Here is a 16,373-nt window from a genome sequence, read left to right as displayed (position 1 = left end):
GCGGTCACGGCCGTGCCGCTTCCGCCCATCGAGGAACCGCCGGTGGTGACGCTCATTTGACGCTCCGCCCTGTGCGGTCACGGTCCCCGGGAGAAGCGAGCGGCATCAGCGGGGTGCGGCGTGCTGGTCCCCGGTGACCTGGTCGAAGTCGTGCGTGGCCTGGGCCAGCAGGTCGAGCATGGCCAGCTCCGCTCGGGCCGCGTCCTGGTCGCGGACGGCGTCGAACACGGCCTGGTGGCTGGGCAGGGGGTCGGAGGCCTGGCTGTGGGAGTGCACCACGCGGTCGCGTTCGCGCAGTCCCGGCTCCAGGAGGAGGTCCATGCGAGCCAGCAATTCGTTGCCGGTGGCGTTGAGCAGGGCTCGGTGGAATGCGGCGTCCGCCTCGGCGGCACCCGCGGGGGAGTGGGCGTGAGCCTCCGTCATGGCGTCGAGGGCGCTCTGCATCGCGTTCAGGTCGTCGTCGGTGCGATGCAGTGCGGCCCGATGCGCGGCGGCGGGTTCCACGATGGAGCGCACGTCGGCCAGATCCCGCATCAGGCGCTGACCGTCGCCGCTCTCCACCTGCCAGCGGATGAGGTCCGCGTCGAGGAGGTTCCAGTGCTTGCGCTCCCGGACGAAGGTGCCGCGTTTCTGGCGGGCGTCGATCAGCCCTTTGCCGGCGAGGACCTTCAGGGACTCGCGCATGACGGTCAGGCTGACGTCCAGTTCCTCACCGAGTGCGCGGACGTCGAGTATCGCGCCTTCGGGCAGGTCACCGCCGACGATGCGGGTGCCCAGGGTGCGCACGATCTGCCCGTGTACGCCTCGGCCGGTGTAGGACGCCATGCGGGGTTCTCCTCGCGTTGGGAAGTGGTCGCCGTTCTGGAACGCACCCCATCCTAGCCCTGAACGTTAATTATGAATACATCTTGACAGGGGGCGGGACGTCGCCTGGCTGCAGGCCGCCGAGACCAACGTGGCGCAGAGCGGCGACAACCGTCTCGGCGACCTCGTCCTTAGTCTTCGTACAACATCCGGTGGACCGCGGGCCGGGTCCGCTCGGCGCGGGGCGAGCGCCGGGGCTGTGGGCCGGCGGGACGAGGGCGGGCGAGGGCGAGGAGGTATTCGCATTCGTCGTCGCGCAGGCGCAGGGCGCGGGCGACGGCAGTCAGCACGGCTTCGGAGACCTGCGGGTGGCGGCCCTGGCTCCAGGCGGGTGCAGTGGTCCGTGCTGACCCCCGCCGGCAGTGCGACCTCCTCCCGCCGCAACCCGGGCACCCGGCCGGCCCCAGGCCCGGACGGCAGTCCCGCGGCATCCGGGATGAGACGGTCGCGACGGGACCCAGGTTCGACTCGGCCACCGGGAAGGGTGAACGGGGGCGGGGCGAGGGCGCGGGCCACGGGTTCGGCTGCGAAGGCCCTGGACGAGCCCTCCCTCGAGTCGGTGCGGCCATGACCTGGCTGACCGACGCCGGACAGCGACGGCGACACCCCCCGACATCACCGGCCGAACCTGCGCCGGCGTGGTCCGGGCAGCCGACCGCTCGCACCGTCAGACGTGCTGTTCGGTCGGGGACGCAGCGGCGCTGGGGGGGACCGGAGCGGTGGCCGTGCAGGAGGCGCGGAGGACGGCTCCGTCCCACGGGCCCGGGTCGGCGAGCCCGTAGGAGGCCGTCGTCACGACGAGATGCCGTCCGGTCAGGCAGACCGCGGTGGGCTGGAGAGCGGGAACGTCCACGGTCTGCAGCAGCTGCCCTTGAGGGCTGTAGCGGCGAATCTGGCTGCCGCCCCAGATCGCCGACCAGATGCAGCCGTCGGAATCGACCGTCATGCCGTCCGGGCTGCCGTCCTCGGGCGCGACGCGGAACACCGGGCGGCGGTCGGACAGGCCGGCGGTGTCGGGATCGACACTGAAGGCCTCCACCGTGCCTGCGGCGGAGTCGGCGAGGTAGAGGGTACGGCCGTCCGGGCTGAAGACCGGCCCGTTGGGAATGGTCAGCCCGTTCAGGACGCAGGTCACCGAGCCGTCGGTGTTCCACCGGTGCAACGCGCCGGCGCCGGGTGTGGCGTCGTAGGCCATGGTGCCGGCCCACATCCGCCCGGCGGGGTCACAGACCGCGTCGTTCATGCGCTGTGGGCCCCCGGCCTGAGGTGCCACCGCGATCGTACGGACGATCTGCCCGCCCTCGTCCAGAACGGCGAAGGCCATACCGGTGGCCGCCGCCCAGCCGCGAGAGCCCGGGCCAAAGGCGCCCAGCGGGGCAACCGCGCCCAACGGCTGTGCCAGACGCGCCAATTCCACCAGGGAGCCGGTCTCGTCCCCGGGCAGCCGCAGGAGTCTCCCGGTAAGGATGTCGACGAGGACCACGCTGCCGTCGGACAGCAGGCGTGGCCCTTCGCCGAGTTCCAGCCGGTCGGGCGTGACGGGTGTGAACGTGCCGACCGGCTGGTGCGCGGGCACAGACATGTAACGGCCTTTCGTGGCAGAGAGGAAGAAGGAGGTCGCCTCGCCGTGTGCCGGGCGGGCTCAGCGCACCGTCGCGCCGGGCGCCGCGTCCAGGAGGGGGAGTTCGTCGCGGTGGGGCAGTCCTTCCCAGTCACCGGGACTGGCGACGGCGAACGCGGCGGTGCGGGTGGCCCGGTGCAGCCTTTGCTCGGGTGACAGCTCGTCCAGCACACCGGAGAGGTATCCGGCGCAGAACGCGTCGCCGGCGCCCACCGTGTCGGCCACGGGCACAGGGTGGGCGGGGGCGTGCACGACCTGATCGGCACTGAGGTACAGGTCCGCGCCCTGGGCGCCCCGCTTGATCACTACCTCCTGCACGCCGCGGGCGAGCAGCTCGGCTACCCGGTCGGTCTCCGAGGTGCCGGGGTCTCCGGCGATCAGGGGCAGCTCGTCGTCGGAGGCGATGACGATGTCGATCAGGCCGAGCAGCGGTCGCAAGGCGGCCGAGGCGGTCGCGGCATCCCACAGGCGGGTGCGGTGATTCACGTCGAAGGACACGGTCCAGCCCTGCTCGGCGGCGTGTTCGGCCGCAGCCCGTACGGTGTCCAGCGGGCCGGGGCCCAGGGCGCAGGTGATGCCGGTCAGATGCAGGAGGCGGGCGGCGGCGCTCAGGGCGCCCTTCACGTCCGGTGGCCGCATCCGGGACGCGGCGGATCCGGCGCGCCAGTAGTGCACGCGGGCCAGATCGGCGACCCGGCGCTCGCGCATCAGGGCTCCCGTGGGGGCACCGGGGTCGACGGTGGCGTGGTCCACGTGCACGCCTTCGCCGCGCAGCGTCCGCAGGATCATCCGGCCGGGCTCGTCGGCACCGAGGCGGCCGGCCCAGCCGACCTGGTGCCCCAGTCGGGCAAGGCCCACCGCCACGTTGGACTCCGCGCCCGCGACCGCCGTGCGGGCCAGGCCGCCCGCGGTCAGCGGACCGTCCACCTGGAGCGAGAGCATCGTCTCGCCGAACGTCAGGGCCTGGAGCGGGGCGGCGCTCACGCGGCGGCTCCCGCCGTGCACACGGTCAGGAACTCCCGGGCCCGGGCCCGCAACCGGGTCAGGTCCCCGCCCCGCGGGGCGTCACCGAGCAGGGGTGAACCCACGCCCACGGCGACGGCGCCCGCGGCGAAGTAGGCCCGGGCGGCTTCGGCGTCCACTCCCCCCACTGGTACGAACGGCACGTCGGGCAGCGGGTCGCGCAGCGAACGCAGATAGCCGGGGCCACCCAGGGAGGCGGGGAACAGCTTGACCGCGCTGGCGCCGGACCGCATCGCGGTCACCGCTTCCGTCGGCGTGAGCGCGCCGGCCAGCACGGGTACGCCGAGCGCGACCGCGCGCTCGAAGCCTTGGTCCAGGGCGGGCGTCACCATCCACCGGGCTCCGGCGTCCCGGGCCCGCAGAGCGTCCTGCCGGGTGACGACGGTGCCCGCTCCGATGACGGCATCGGTGCCTGCTTCCTTGACGGCCTGTGTGATGACGGTTTCGGCGTCGGGTGTCGTCAGCGAGATCTCGATCAGGCGCACGCCCTCCTGGGCGAGGGCCAGGACGCTGGCCAGCGCGGCCTTGGGGTCAGTGCCGCGCACGATGGCCACCAGCCGGCTGCTGTGCAGTTCGTGGGTGAAGTCGGTGTGGTTCAGCATGTGTTGTTCTCCGTCGTGTTCGGCGGGGGCAGAGTCACCATTCGGCGAACGAGCCGTCGGCGTGACGCCACAGAGGGCCGCGCCAGTCCGGGACGGTGCCGTTCGCGCGGCGTGCGGCCCGTTCGTCGACCTCGATGCCCAGACCCGGGCCCGCGGGCCGGTTGATGTGGCCCTGTACGCGGTCGCGCACGGGGCCGCCCAGCAGCACATGGACCGGTACGTCGAGGGTCTTTCCCGCGATGTCCCACAGCGCCTGGTCGATGCCGGCGACGGCGCTCGAAAGGATCGGGCCGCCCCGGTAGAAAGTGCTTTTGGTCATGGCCTGCCAGTGGTCCTCGATACGCATCGGGTCCTGGCCGACGAGGTACTCGGCCAGCTCGTGCACGGCCGTGCGGACGTCGGCGGCCCGGCCCTCCACCACCGGCTCGCCCCAGCCCACCACACCGTCGTCGGTCTCGATGCGGCAGAACAGCCGGCGAGGCGGTACGGCGAAGGTCTCAACCCGGGTGATTCTCAAAGGAGGTGGCTCCAAGGCGGGGAACTGAGGGGGGAGAGGGACGCGGGCCGCTCACGAGGAGTTCTTCAGCACGCTCCATCCACCGTCGACGACGAGGGACGCCCCCGTCACGAAGGACGCGTCGTCGCTGACGAGGAAGGCGACGGCGGCGGCGACCTCCTCGGGCTGGCCCAGGCGGCCCGTAGCGGTCTCGGCGGCGCTGGCCCGTCGGTCGTCCTCGCTGATGGCGTCCCATGCCTGGGTCAGAACCGGGCCGGGCAGCACGCTGTTCACACGGACCTGCCCGCCGTACTCGACGGCCAACTGCCGGGCCAGGCCGGTCAGGCCGGCCTTCGCGGCCGCGTAGGCGGGCCGTCCGGGCAGGCCGACCAGGGCGTGCACCGAGGACACCAGCACGACGCTTCCGTCCGTGGCCCGCAGGTCGTCGAGGCAGGCCCGCACGCCGAGGAACGATCCGCTCAACGTCACGGCGAGTTGCCGGTTCCACTGCTCGGCGCTGGTCTCGTGGGCTGCCGCGACCCGGACGGTGTAGGCGTTGCTGACCAGCGCCCGAATCGGACCGAACGCCCGGCGGGCGGCCTGCGCCGTCCCATCCCAGGAGGACTCGTCGGCGACATCGCAGTACTGGAACAGCGCCTCCCCGCCGTCCTTTCGGATGCCGGCGGCCACGGCCTCTCCGGCCTCGGTATCGATGTCGGCGAGGACCACGCGGGCGCCCTCGGCGGCGAGGCGGCGGGCCGTGGCGGCCCCGATGCCGGACGCGGCTCCGGTGACGAGCGCGCACCGGCCGCTGAGGCGTTCCGAGAGGGTTACCCGGGCGGGAGGCATGGAGGCGACTCCTGTGGCTGAGGCAATCAACGAGGGCAACATTAAATATTAATTATCGACGCACGCCAAGAGGTGAGGAGCGATGGGCGCACCCTCGACACCCACCTCGACCGGGATCGCAAGGGGTCCCGACGAAGGGTTCTCCGGTCGGCTCTGGTCGAAAATTATGAATTAATGTGCCGTTGTCGAATGCCGACACCGCCGGCCGGCCCTGCCCGGACCCGGCGTCGAACCGGAAGGCCGATCGCGCACACGGCGCCCGCTCGTCCTCGACGAGGACACCCGCTCGGTCCGCTGCTGGTGCACGGTCGACGCCCCGCTTGGCCTGCGCGATCGCCGAGGCGCCCGGCTCAGCGCGCCGCGGTCGAACCCTGGCGGCCCGCCGGTGGGGCGGCGGCCGTGCTGGAACGCAACGAGATCGGGGGGGTCAACAGGATGTGCCGAGGCGGCGTGTCCGGCGCGGCGATGCGTTCCACGAGCAGGGAAACGGCCTTCTCGCCCATTTCCAGAGCCGGTACGTCCGCTGCCGTGAGCGGCGGACGGAAGTCCTCGGCCCACGTCGTGGCGGCCACTCCGGTGATGGAGAAGTCGTACGGCACTTCGAGACCGGCGTCCGCCAGCGCACGCTGGATGCCGGGCAGGGCGGCCTCGTTGATGGTGGTGACGGCGGTGACGTCCGGATGGCTGCGCAGGAGCGCCTCGACGCATTCCTGACCGGAACGGGCGTCGTCCCCGCACGGCACTTCGACGCCGTCGAGGCCGCGTTCCGTCAAGGCCGCCGCGAAACCCTCTCTGGCCCTGTGCGCGGGACCGTAACCGGCCGAGACCAGTTCCTGGGAACGAGTGACCAGCGCCACCCGGCGGTGCCCGAGGTCGGCGAGGTGCCGCACGCAGCGTTGGACCAGGCCGGCGTAATCGACGTCGATCCAGGACATCCGGTGGTTGCCGACCGTGTGCCCGATGCCGACGAAGGGCAGCCCGGCATCCTCCAGGCGCCCCGCACGAGGGTCCTCCAGGCGGATCTCCATCAGAATGACACCGTCCACGCGGCCCTCCGAGACCAACCGCTCGAAGGAACGCTCGTGTTCCCCGCCGGAAGGGGACAGCAGGACGTCCAGGTCGACTCGGGCGGCGGCGTCCACCACGCTGGCGACGAAGTCCAGCTGCATGTGTGTGAGCCTGTTGCCGGCCGGCGGGATGACGAGACCGATGGTCCGGGTCCGGCCCTCCTTGAGGGCCCTGGCGGTCGCGTTGGGGCGGTATCCCAATTCGTTGATCACGTCTTGGATGCGCCTGCGCGTGCTGGTGGCGACGGGGCGTTTGCCGCTGAGCGCGTACGACACCGTGCTGCGCGACACCCCCGCGCGTCGAGCGATCTCCCCGATGTTCATGCAGCTCCTCAACACCCACTCGGCCCGCAAGGATACTGACGGGTGGTGGCGGTGGTGGAGGTGCCGTCGGTCTCACCACCGCACCGCTCGGTGCGGTGCGCGCCGTGGTGGGTCCGGGCGGACCATGGATGCCCGAGTGTCGGGGCCCGCGGGTGGCGGCGTCGGGACTGCCGGAAACCGTCGTGCGTTCCGCGTCTCACTCAAGTGCCGAAAGGTGTGGAGCGAATCGATTCCACGCAAGCGCTTCGACGGGATGGTACGACCGGCCGGGGACGGGGTCAACGGCGTGCCGTGAGGCGATGGCAGCGCCGACGGGCGGGTCGCGGCCCCGCCGCCCTGGTCCGTGCTCTCCGCAACACCTTCACCACCTCTGTTCGGTGTTGCGTCCCTCGTCGGCGGCATGAAGGAGGGCCGCCCGGGTGATCGTGCCCCGGCTGTCGTGGACACGCACGCGACCCGCCGCGACACGAGGCGGAAGGTGACGCCGTCGGCCGCCTGCTGTCACGCCTGCGCCGTTCGAGCGCGCGGATCGGGTCTGAACCGCAAGAAACCAGCCGTCGAATCGATTCCGCGACAAGCTTTGCGGCAAGCGCTTCGAAGCCTTGACACCCCGCGGACTCGGGAGGACCGTCTCCCCCCGAAACCTCTCTGCAATCTCACTGACAACACGGCACCTTGAAGTGCTTGGGATCGTCAGCGCCACCAACACACCCGACCGGGTTGGGCCGGCACGTAGGGGAGATCAGATGGGAACCGTGGGCAACAGACGCCACCCGCTGTCCGGGCGCGGTGGCGTACGACGACGGCTTCTGGCAGCGTTACGGCGCCGTGGCAGGCCGGGACATGTGCCGGATCAGGCACACGTCCCCCTGCCTGCGCGCGCGCCGCGCTTCCGGTCGAAAGCGTTCGCCCGTGCGGGGGCCGCAGCCGCGCTCGTCGCCGGGACTCTGCTCGGCGCCACGGCCACGGCCGGCACGGCTCGGGCGGCCGCGTCCGGGCCGTGCGACATCTATGCGGCGGGCGGCACGCCCTGTGTGGCGGCGCACAGCACGACCCGGGCGCTGTACGCCTCGTACAACGGGCCGCTGTACCAGGTCCGGCGTGCCTCGGACAACACCACCCGGGACATCGGCGTCCTGAGCGCGGGCGGGTACGCCGACGCCGCCGCCCAGGACTCGTTCTGCTCGGGGACGACCTGCCTGATCACGATCATCTACGACCAGTCGGGCCGCGGCAACAACCTCACCCAGGCGCCCGGGGGCGGTGCCGCGGGCGGCCCCGACAACCTCGCGAACGCGACCGCCGCGCCCACCATGGTGGGTGGTCACAAGGCCTACGGTGTCTTCGTGGCGCCGGGCACGGGGTACCGCAACAACCACACCAACGGCATCGCGACCGGGGACGACCCCGAGGGCATGTACGCGATCTTCGACGGCACGCACTACAACGGCGGCTGCTGCTTCGACTACGGCAACGCCGAGACGGACAGCAACGACGACGGCAACGGCACCATGGAGGCCATCTACTTCGGCAACATCAAGGTCTGGGGCTACGGTTCGGGCAACGGCCCCTGGATCATGGCCGATCTGGAGAACGGCCTGTTCTCCGGGGTGAACCAGCACTACAACGCGAACGACCCCACCATCAACTACCGGTATACGACCGCCATCATCAAGGGCGGGCCCAACCACTGGGCGATCCGTGGGGGCAACGCGCAGTCCGGCGGCCTGTCCACCTTCTACGACGGGGTGCGTCCAGGCGTCCCGGGCTACAACCCGATGCGGAAGCAGGGTGCCATCATCCTGGGCACCGGCGGTGACAACAGCAAGGGCGCCCAAGGCACCTTCTACGAAGGCGTGATGACCTCCGGCTACCCGTCGGACGCCACGGAGAACTCGGTCCAGGCCAACATCACCGCGGCCGGATAAAGCAACTCCTCCGGCGGGACCAGCACCGGTGCGTTGCACGCGGTAGGTGCGGGCAAGTGCCTGGACGTGCCGAACGCGTCCACCACCGCCGGCACGCAGCTGCAGATCTGGGACTGCACCGGCGGCGCCAACCAGACCTGGACGCGCACGTCCTCGGGTCAGTTGACCGTCTACAGCGGCGGCAGTCAGATGTGCCTGGACGCGTACAACAACCAGACCTCCGCCGGCACCAAGGTGGAGACCTGGCCGTGCAACGGCGGCGCCAACCAGCAGTGGCAGCTGAACTCGGACGGCACCGTCACCGGCGTCCAGTCCGGGCTGTGCCTCGACGTCACCGGCGCCTCCACGGCCAACGGCGCCCTCGCCGAACTCTGGCCCTGCAACGGTGGGTCCAACCAGCAATGGAGCCTCACCTGACCCGACGGCTCCGGTCCGTGGCCGGCTTACCGTCGGCCACGGACCACTGCCCCCGGATGCGGGCCTCCGCCTGCCGGGCGCCCGTCGGGCACCTCCCGGATCTTCCGGCCGTCCGGCCGCACCGCCCGGCTCCCCCGATGCGGCACCCGCACCGGTGCGGGACGGCGGCCGGAACGGCCACACCTTCATCTACCAGGCCGTGCCGGGGCAGCAGCCGTTCGTGACCGGCGCCCAGCAGGCATCAGGTTGGCAGGTCCATGATCGGAGGGCGTCCCGCAAGAACACGGCCCGCAGCAACCAGGACCTCACCGCCCGTCGGCCGCTCGCGGGCTCGTTCACCCCACCCACTGTCCCCACCAGTGAGGAACGCTGATGAAGAAGTACTTGGCACCATGGGCGGCGGCGCTGACGGCCGCGCTCGGCATGGGCTGTGCACTGCCCGCGGCGGCCGCCACCGGCACCGAGGCGCCACCCTCCGCCGTGCGGGCCGCCGCCGCACCCGCCACCTTGCGGCTGATGCCGTTGGGCGACTCGATCACCTGGGGCGTCGGCAGCCCGTCCGGGAACGGCTACCGGGGCTTTCTGTGGAACCAGCTGTCGGCCGAGGGGCACGCCCTGGACTTCGTCGGCTCGGGCCGCAACGGCACCATGTCCGACCCGGACAACGAAGGCCACTCCGGCTGGCGGATCGACCAGATAGCGGGCATCGCGGACAACGTGCTGGCCCGTTACCGGCCGAACGTGGTCACCCTGGAGATCGGTACCAACGACCTGAACGGCAACTATCAGGTCCCGACCGCCACCGACCGGCTCCGTGCGCTCATCGACCGGATCACCCGCGACGTCCCCGACGCGACCGTCCTCGTCGGCACCCTGATCATCTCCACCAGCGGCACCGAGGAGGCCAACCGGCCCGCGTTCAACGCCAGGCTCCCCGGAATCGTGCAGGCCGAGCAGGCTGCCGGCAAGCACGTACGCCTGGTGGACATGAGCGCTCTGACCACCGCGGACCTGTCCGACTCCCTGCACCCCGACGACAACGGCTACCGCAAGATGGCGGACGCCTTCAACGCCGGGGTCCAGGCCGCGGACGCGGCAGGCTGGATCAAGCCGCCGGTTTCCTCGGGCGGGCAGGTGCGCTCCGGAATCGCGGGGAAGTGCCTGGACGTGGGCGGCGGCGACGGCGCCGACGGGACCGCCGCGGACATCTGGTCCTGCAACGGCTCCGACGCGCAGCAGTGGTCCGCACGCTCCGACGGCACCCTGCGGGCGCTCGGCAAGTGCCTCGACGCCACCGGCCGCGGTACCGCCAACGGCACCGAGATCGAGGTCTGGGAGTGCAACGGCGGCGCCAACCAGCAGTGGCAGGCGTACAACGGCGGTTACCGCAACCCGGTATCCGGCCGTTGTCTCGACGACCCCGGCGCGTCCACCACCGACGGTACGCAACTGATCCTGTGGGACTGCAACGGCGGCGCCAACCAGCAGTGGACCGCTCTGCCGGTCACCTCGGCTCCGTGATCCGACCTCACCGCGGCACCGACTCGTGATCGGTGTCCGGCCCCCCGACAACAAAGGAGAATGATCCTTCATGTCCTGGCTCACCGAGGAGCCCCGCCTCCGCACGGCCCTGGCCCTGTCCACCGTACTGACAGCCGGCGCGGTTCTGGCCCTGGCAGGGACAGCGTCCCCCGCCGCCCATGCGGCTTCCGGCACGCTCGGCGCGGCCGCGGCCGGCAGCGGCCGCTATTTCGGTACGGCCGTGGCCGCCGGGAAGCTCGGCGACTCGACGTATTCCTCGATTCTCGACCGGGAGTTCAACATGATCACCCCGGAGAACGAGATGAAGTGGGACACCACCGAACCGTCCCGCGGCAGCTTCAACTTCGGCCCGGCCGACCAGATCGTCGGCCACGCCACCGCGCACGGGCAGCGTATGCGCGGCCACACCCTGGTCTGGCACTCGCAGCTGCCCGGCTGGGTCAGCGGAATCAGGGACGCGAACACGCTGCGCAGCGTGATGGACAACCACATCACCACCGAGATGACCCACTTCAAGGGCAAGATCTACGCCTGGGACGTGGTCAACGAAGCCTTCGCCGACGGCTCCACACAGCACCGCAGCTCGGTGTTCCAGGACGTGCTCGGCAACGGCTTCATCGAGGAGGCGTTCCGCACCGCCCGGACCGCCGACCCCTCGGCCAAGCTCTGCTACAACGACTACAACATCGAGAACTGGACCGACGCCAAGACGCAGGGCGTCTACGCGATGGTCAAGGACTTCAAGTCCCGCGGTGTGCCCATCGACTGTGTGGGCTTCCAGAGCCACTTCGGAGCCGGCGGCCCGCCCGCGAGCTTCCAGACCACCCTGTCCGACTTCGCCGCCCTCGGCGTCGACGTCCAGATCACCGAACTCGACATCGCCCAGGCGTCGCCGACCGCCTACGCCAACACGGTCCGAGCGTGCATGAATGTCGCCCGCTGCACCGGCATCACGGTGTGGGGGATCAGGGACAGCGACTCCTGGCGCAGCGGGGACAATCCGCTGCTGTTCGACGCGGGCGGCAACAAGAAGCCGGCCTACGACGCGGTCCTGTCCGCGCTGGGCGGCGGGGGGAACCCGGGGGGCGGCATCGTCTCGGGCACGGTGTATTCGGTGAGCAATGCCGCCGCCGGCCGGGTGCTGGACGTGCCGGCGGGACAGACGGGGAACGGCACGCCGCTGCAGGTCTGGGATGCCAACGGCACTGCCGCGAACCAGCAGTGGCGGGCGAGCCAGAACAGCGACGGTTCGTACACGCTGACGAACGTCGGCAGCGGCCGGGTCCTGGACGAGCCGGGCGGCCAGACGGGCAACGGCACCCGGATGGAGATCTGGGATGCCAACGGCGGTGCGAACCAGCACTGGCGGGCGAGCCAGAACAGCGACGGCTCGTACACCTTGATCAACGTGGCGTCCGGCCGGGCGCTGGAGCTGCCCGGCGGGCAGACCGCCAACGGGACCCCGGTCCAGATCTGGGATGCCAACGGCGGCGCCAACCAGCACTGGAACCTCAGGTGAGGTGATCGGCGCCCAGCGCGCGCTCCTGCCCCCGGATCGCTTCGGAGTACCCGAGCGAACACACCCGCGCCCGGCACGGCGGCCGTCGCCGGACGCGGGTTTCGGCATGCCGTCATGGCGGTCCGACCACAGCGAGACATGGGATGTATCGGGTGGCGATTCGGAGTGCCAGGCCTATTGACAGGGTGTCAGACGTGTGGGATCACTATGCGACATGGGATGTCTGAGGGCTCTGCGGGCTCTCGGGCACTCTGAGGGGAGCGGTCGACGCCCCTTGTGAGCCCCTTCGGACAGGCACGGCACTCTCTGTCCCCTTCCCCCACATGTTCAAGGAACAGAATGCAGCCTTCATCTGTTGCGCCCCGGAGCCCCGCGGCTCGCAGACCCCGCTTACCGGCGGCCGCCGCCGTATGCGTGATGGCACTGCTGACCGCCGGGGGCACCAAGGCGTCCTCGCTGTACATCAACCCGGGGAACAGGTACTGGCGGGACGGTCACCTGACAGGCGTGCCGACCGGTGCCGCACCCGAAGGGGCGTACATGGTGACCAGCGGCACCCACGTCAACGGCGGCACCTTCTACGGAGGAGCCATCGTCGCCGGCCACCCCTCCGACGCGACCGACAACGCGGTGCAGGCCGGCATCACCGCGGCCGGCCACCGCTGAGCTCCCTACAGCGAGTGCGGGAGGCGGTGCTCCTCCCGCACCGCCCGGAGGGCCGCCAGGGGAACTGTTCCCCCACAATTCGACCCAGGAGATGACATGCTCATGATCACTGCGAGAGCCGGGCGCCTTCGGCCGCCGAACCCGCTGCTGTCCCTGCGCAGGACCCTGGCGCTCACGTTCTCGGCCGTGCTGCTCGCCGTGACCGTCCCCCTCCTCTCCCTCGGTACGGCGCAGCCCGCCGCCGCGCTCGGCAACGGGCTCGCGCTGACCCCGCAGATGGGTTTCAACGACTGGAACGCGTACGGCTGCAATGTCTCCGAGTCGCTGATCAAGTCCACCGCGCAGGCGATGCACACCAACGGCATGCAGGCGGCGGGCTATTCGTACGTCAACATCGACGACTGCTGGATGACCCACAGCCGCGATTCCGGCGGCCACCTGGTGCCGGATCCGGCCAAGTTCCCCGACGGCATCAAGGGCACCGCGGACTACGTGCACTCGCTGGGGCTGAAGCTGGGCATCTACGAGGACGCGGGCACCGCGACCTGCGCGGGGTATCCGGGCAGCCTGGGGCACGAGACCACGGACGCGCAGTCGTTCGCGTCCTGGGGTGTGGACTATCTGAAGTACGACAACTGCAACAACACCGGGGTTCCGGCGCGGACCCGGTACACCGCGATGCGGGACGCCCTGGCGGCCACCGGCCGGCCGATCCTGTTCAGCCTGTGCAACTGGGGTCAGGAGAACGTGTGGACCTGGGGCGCCGGCGTGGGCAACAGCTGGCGCACCACCGGGGACATCAGCCCGAGCTTCTCCAGCATGCTGTCGATCTTCCACAGCAACGTGGGACTGGCCTCCTACGCCGGCCCCGGCCACTGGAACGACCCGGACATGCTGGAGGTCGGCAACGGCTCGCTGACGGCCACCGAGAACCGCAGCGAGTTCAGTCTGTGGGCGGAGATGGCCGCGCCGCTGATCGCCGGCACCGACATCCCCTCGGCCCGTTCCGACACCCTGTCCGTCCTGACCAACTCCCGGGTGATCGCGGTCGACCAGGACCCCCTGGGCAGACAGGGCACCATGGTGTCGTCCTCGGGCGGTCTGGACGTGCTGGCCAAGCCGCTGGCCAATGGGGACGTGTCGGTGGCGCTGTTCAACGAGACGGGCTCGACGGCGACCATCACCACCACGGCGGCCGCGATCGGGAAGACCGGCGCGTCCGCTTATACCCTGACGGACCTGTGGTCGGGGGCGTCCTCGACCACCTCGGGCACCATCAGCGCCTCGGTGCCGGCGCACGGCACGGTGATGTACCGGGTCGCGGGCGGCAGCAGCAGCGGCGGCGGCACGAGCGTGACCGGTGAGCTGCACGCGGTGGGTGCGGGCAAGTGTCTGGACGTACCGAACTCGACCACGACCGCCGGCACCCAGGTGGAGATCTGGAGCTGCAACGGCGGGGTCAACCAGACATGGACGCATACCACCTCCGACCAGCTCACCGTCTACTCCGGCAGCAGCCAGATGTGCCTGGACGCCTACAACAACCAGACCACCGCCGGGACGAAGGTGGAGATCTGGCCGTGCAACGGCCAGACCAACCAGCAGTGGACGCTGAATTCCGACGGCACGATCACCGGCGTCCAGTCCGGCCTGTGCCTCGACGTCACCGGAGCGGCAACCGCCGACGGAACCCTCGCCGAGCTGTGGACCTGCAACGGCGGCACCGGTCAGCAGTGGGCGCTGGGATGAGTCCCCTCCGCGCCCCGGCCGGAACGGCCTGCGGGGCTGCCTCCCGCGGACAGCCGGGCGCCTCCGCGTCGACCACCGGCAGCTTCGGCGCCGCCGTCCGACGGCACTGCCACTGAGGAGGTCTCCATGCTCGAATCAACCACCGATCGCCGCCGAAGGCGATGGAAGGCCATGCTCCTGGCCGCTCTGGCGGTGGCCCTGGCCGCGTTCGGCGTACCGGCGTTCGCCACATCCTCGCCGACCGGCACGGCCGCCACCGTCCACCCGCCGGCCCACGTCGCCGGCGCCCCCGCGGCGGCCGCATCGCTTCCGTGCGACATCTATGCCGCGGGCGGTACGCCGTGTGTGACGGCGCATTCCACCACCAGGGCGCTCTTCGCGGCGTACAACGGGCCGTTGTACCAGATCCAGCGGGCCTCCGATCACGGCTACCGCGACATCGGAGTGCTCGGCGCGGGCGGGTACGCCGACGCGGCGTCCCAGGTCTCCTTCTGCTCGGGCACGTCGTGCACGATCACGAAGATCTACGACCAGAGCGCCCAGCACAACGACCTGCCGATCTCCTGGGGCGGCTACTGGAAGGGCCCGGGCCCGAACGGATCCGACGTCGGGGCCGACGCCATGGCCCTGCCCGTGACCGCGGCCGGCCACCAAGTCTTCGGCGTCAAGGTCACCCCGGGCGTCGGCTACCGGCTCGACCACGCGACCGGGGTGGCCACCGGGTCCCGGCCCGAAGGCATCTACATGGTGACGTCGTCGAACTACACCAACCAGTGGTGCTGCTTCGACTACGGAAGCGGTGAGAACTCCCACACCGACACCGGCAACGCCACCATGAACGCCATCTACTGGGGCAACGCCTGCTGGTTCGGGGGATGCACCGGCAGCGGCCCGTGGGTCGAGGCCGACCTGGAGAACGGCATGTACCACACCAACACGGGCTCCAACAAAGATCCCAGCAACCCCGGCGTGCACTACCCCTTCGTCAGCGCGTGGCTGAAGAACAACGGCACCAGCAACTTCACTCTCAAATACGGCAACGGCACGAGCGGCGGCCTGACGACCACCTTCTCCGGCCCCCTGCCCAGCGGCTACTCACCGATGAAGGTCGACAGCTCGGTCCTGCTCGGCACCGGGGGCGACAACAGTCCCAATGGCGTGGGCGAGTTCTTCGAAGGCGCGATGACGGCGGGCTACCCCACCGACGCCACCGAGAACGCCGTCCAGGCCAGTATCACCGCGGCCGGCTACGGGGTGGGAGGCGCCGGCGGCACGACCGGTGCGCTGCACGCGGTCGGCGCGGGCCGGTGCCTGGACGTGCCGGGCGCGTCCACGACGGCGGGTTCCCAGACGCAGATCTGGGACTGCACCGGCGCCGCGAACCAGACATGGACGCATTCCAGCTCCCACCAGCTCACCGTGTACTCCGGCAGCGGCCGGCTCTGCCTGGACGCCTCCGACCAGGGCACCAGCCCCGGCACCAAGGTCATCACCTGGACCTGCAACGGCCAGACCAACCAGCAGTGGAACGTCAACGCCGACGGCACCATCACCAGCGCCCAGTCCGGCCTGTGCCTGGACGTGACCGGCGCCGCGACCGCCAATGGCACCCCCGTCGAACTGTGGACCTGCAACGGCGGATCCAACCAGCAGTGGTCGCTGGGCTGACCCCGTGAAACCCGCATCACTCAGCGCGGGGGCGGCAC

Annotated in this window: 10 protein-coding genes and 4 pseudogenes; 7 read left to right on the top strand and 7 right to left on the bottom strand. The window is 70.7% G+C overall.

Going from position 1 to position 16,373, the window contains the following annotated elements:
* Positions 1-105: 105 nt before the first annotated feature.
* From R2S09_RS25510 to R2S09_RS25480, 7 genes and pseudogenes are all read right to left on the bottom strand, one after another.
* The gene (locus R2S09_RS25510) at positions 106-825 is read right to left on the bottom strand and encodes a FadR/GntR family transcriptional regulator (protein WP_306191818.1); all 720 of its coding nucleotides are present in this window, start codon (positions 823-825) and stop codon (positions 106-108) included.
* Between the two features lie 706 nt (positions 826-1,531).
* The gene (locus tag R2S09_RS25505; protein WP_316743474.1) at positions 1,532-2,446 is read right to left on the bottom strand and encodes an SMP-30/gluconolactonase/LRE family protein; all 915 of its coding nucleotides are present in this window, start codon (positions 2,444-2,446) and stop codon (positions 1,532-1,534) included.
* Positions 2,447-2,506: 60 nt separating this feature from the next.
* Positions 2,507-3,427 (bottom strand): sugar kinase, encoded by a 921-nt coding sequence (locus R2S09_RS25500; protein WP_399144661.1) that lies wholly within the window; start codon positions 3,425-3,427, stop codon positions 2,507-2,509.
* A 38-nt stretch (positions 3,428-3,465) separates the two neighbouring features.
* Entirely contained in the window at positions 3,466-4,110 is a 645-nt protein-coding gene (locus tag R2S09_RS25495) for a bifunctional 4-hydroxy-2-oxoglutarate aldolase/2-dehydro-3-deoxy-phosphogluconate aldolase (RefSeq protein ID WP_316743471.1), read from the bottom strand.
* 166 nt (positions 4,111-4,276) lie between these two features.
* Positions 4,277-4,627 (bottom strand): annotated as a pseudogene (locus tag R2S09_RS25490) (D-galactonate dehydratase); the annotation flags it as partial.
* A gap of 51 nt (positions 4,628-4,678) precedes the next feature.
* Positions 4,679-5,455, bottom strand: coding sequence for an SDR family NAD(P)-dependent oxidoreductase (locus R2S09_RS25485; protein WP_316743470.1), 777 nt, complete (start codon positions 5,453-5,455; stop codon positions 4,679-4,681).
* A 350-nt stretch (positions 5,456-5,805) separates the two neighbouring features.
* On the bottom strand, positions 5,806-6,846 hold the full coding sequence (locus R2S09_RS25480) for a LacI family DNA-binding transcriptional regulator (protein WP_316743469.1): 1,041 nt from the start codon (positions 6,844-6,846) through the stop codon (positions 5,806-5,808).
* A 746-nt stretch (positions 6,847-7,592) separates the two neighbouring features.
* Between R2S09_RS25480 and R2S09_RS25475 the strand changes: the two are divergent.
* From R2S09_RS25475 to R2S09_RS25445, 7 genes and pseudogenes are all read left to right on the top strand, one after another.
* Positions 7,593-9,191: pseudogene (locus R2S09_RS25475) on the top strand (arabinofuranosidase catalytic domain-containing protein).
* 154 nt (positions 9,192-9,345) lie between these two features.
* Complete coding sequence (locus R2S09_RS25470; protein WP_316743467.1) at positions 9,346-9,564, top strand: hypothetical protein; 219 nt, start codon at positions 9,346-9,348, stop codon at positions 9,562-9,564.
* A complete protein-coding gene (locus R2S09_RS25465; RefSeq protein WP_306191808.1) occupies positions 9,564-10,712 on the top strand; it encodes a ricin-type beta-trefoil lectin domain protein in 1,149 nt (382 codons plus the stop codon). The genes R2S09_RS25470 and R2S09_RS25465 overlap by 1 nt, the downstream gene beginning before the upstream one ends.
* 70 nt (positions 10,713-10,782) lie before the next feature.
* A pseudogene (locus R2S09_RS25460) lies at positions 10,783-12,249 on the top strand (endo-1,4-beta-xylanase); the annotation flags it as partial.
* Positions 12,250-12,594: 345 nt separating this feature from the next.
* Positions 12,595-12,912: pseudogene (locus R2S09_RS25455) on the top strand (arabinofuranosidase catalytic domain-containing protein); the annotation flags it as partial.
* 108 nt (positions 12,913-13,020) lie between these two features.
* Positions 13,021-14,667 (top strand): glycoside hydrolase family 27 protein, encoded by a 1,647-nt coding sequence (locus R2S09_RS25450; protein WP_399144627.1) that lies wholly within the window; start codon positions 13,021-13,023, stop codon positions 14,665-14,667.
* 126 nt (positions 14,668-14,793) lie between these two features.
* Positions 14,794-16,335 (top strand): arabinofuranosidase catalytic domain-containing protein, encoded by a 1,542-nt coding sequence (locus R2S09_RS25445; RefSeq protein WP_316743461.1) that lies wholly within the window; start codon positions 14,794-14,796, stop codon positions 16,333-16,335.
* Positions 16,336-16,373: the final 38 nt, after the last annotated feature.

It is taken from the genome of Streptomyces sp. MK7, assembly GCF_032658145.1.
Taxonomy (GTDB): domain Bacteria; phylum Actinomycetota; class Actinomycetes; order Streptomycetales; family Streptomycetaceae; genus Streptomyces; species Streptomyces spiralis.
The sequence above is the reverse complement of the archived record's forward strand: the minus strand, read 5'-3'. Positions and strand labels throughout refer to the sequence as shown.

Coding starts and splice junctions, on each gene's coding strand:
- R2S09_RS25510 (WP_306191818.1), bottom strand. CDS start 825: ATGGCGTCCTACACCGGCCGAGGCGTACACGGGCAGATCGTGCGCACC.
- R2S09_RS25505 (WP_316743474.1), bottom strand. CDS start 2,446: ATGTCTGTGCCCGCGCACCAGCCGGTCGGCACGTTCACACCCGTCACG.
- R2S09_RS25500 (WP_399144661.1), bottom strand. CDS start 3,427: ATGCTCTCGCTCCAGGTGGACGGTCCGCTGACCGCGGGCGGCCTGGCC.
- R2S09_RS25495 (WP_316743471.1), bottom strand. CDS start 4,110: ATGCTGAACCACACCGACTTCACCCACGAACTGCACAGCAGCCGGCTG.
- R2S09_RS25485 (WP_316743470.1), bottom strand. CDS start 5,455: ATGCCTCCCGCCCGGGTAACCCTCTCGGAACGCCTCAGCGGCCGGTGC.
- R2S09_RS25480 (WP_316743469.1), bottom strand. CDS start 6,846: ATGAACATCGGGGAGATCGCTCGACGCGCGGGGGTGTCGCGCAGCACG.
- R2S09_RS25465 (WP_306191808.1), top strand. CDS start 9,564: ATGAAGAAGTACTTGGCACCATGGGCGGCGGCGCTGACGGCCGCGCTC.
- R2S09_RS25450 (WP_399144627.1), top strand. CDS start 13,021: ATGATCACTGCGAGAGCCGGGCGCCTTCGGCCGCCGAACCCGCTGCTG.
- R2S09_RS25445 (WP_316743461.1), top strand. CDS start 14,794: ATGCTCGAATCAACCACCGATCGCCGCCGAAGGCGATGGAAGGCCATG.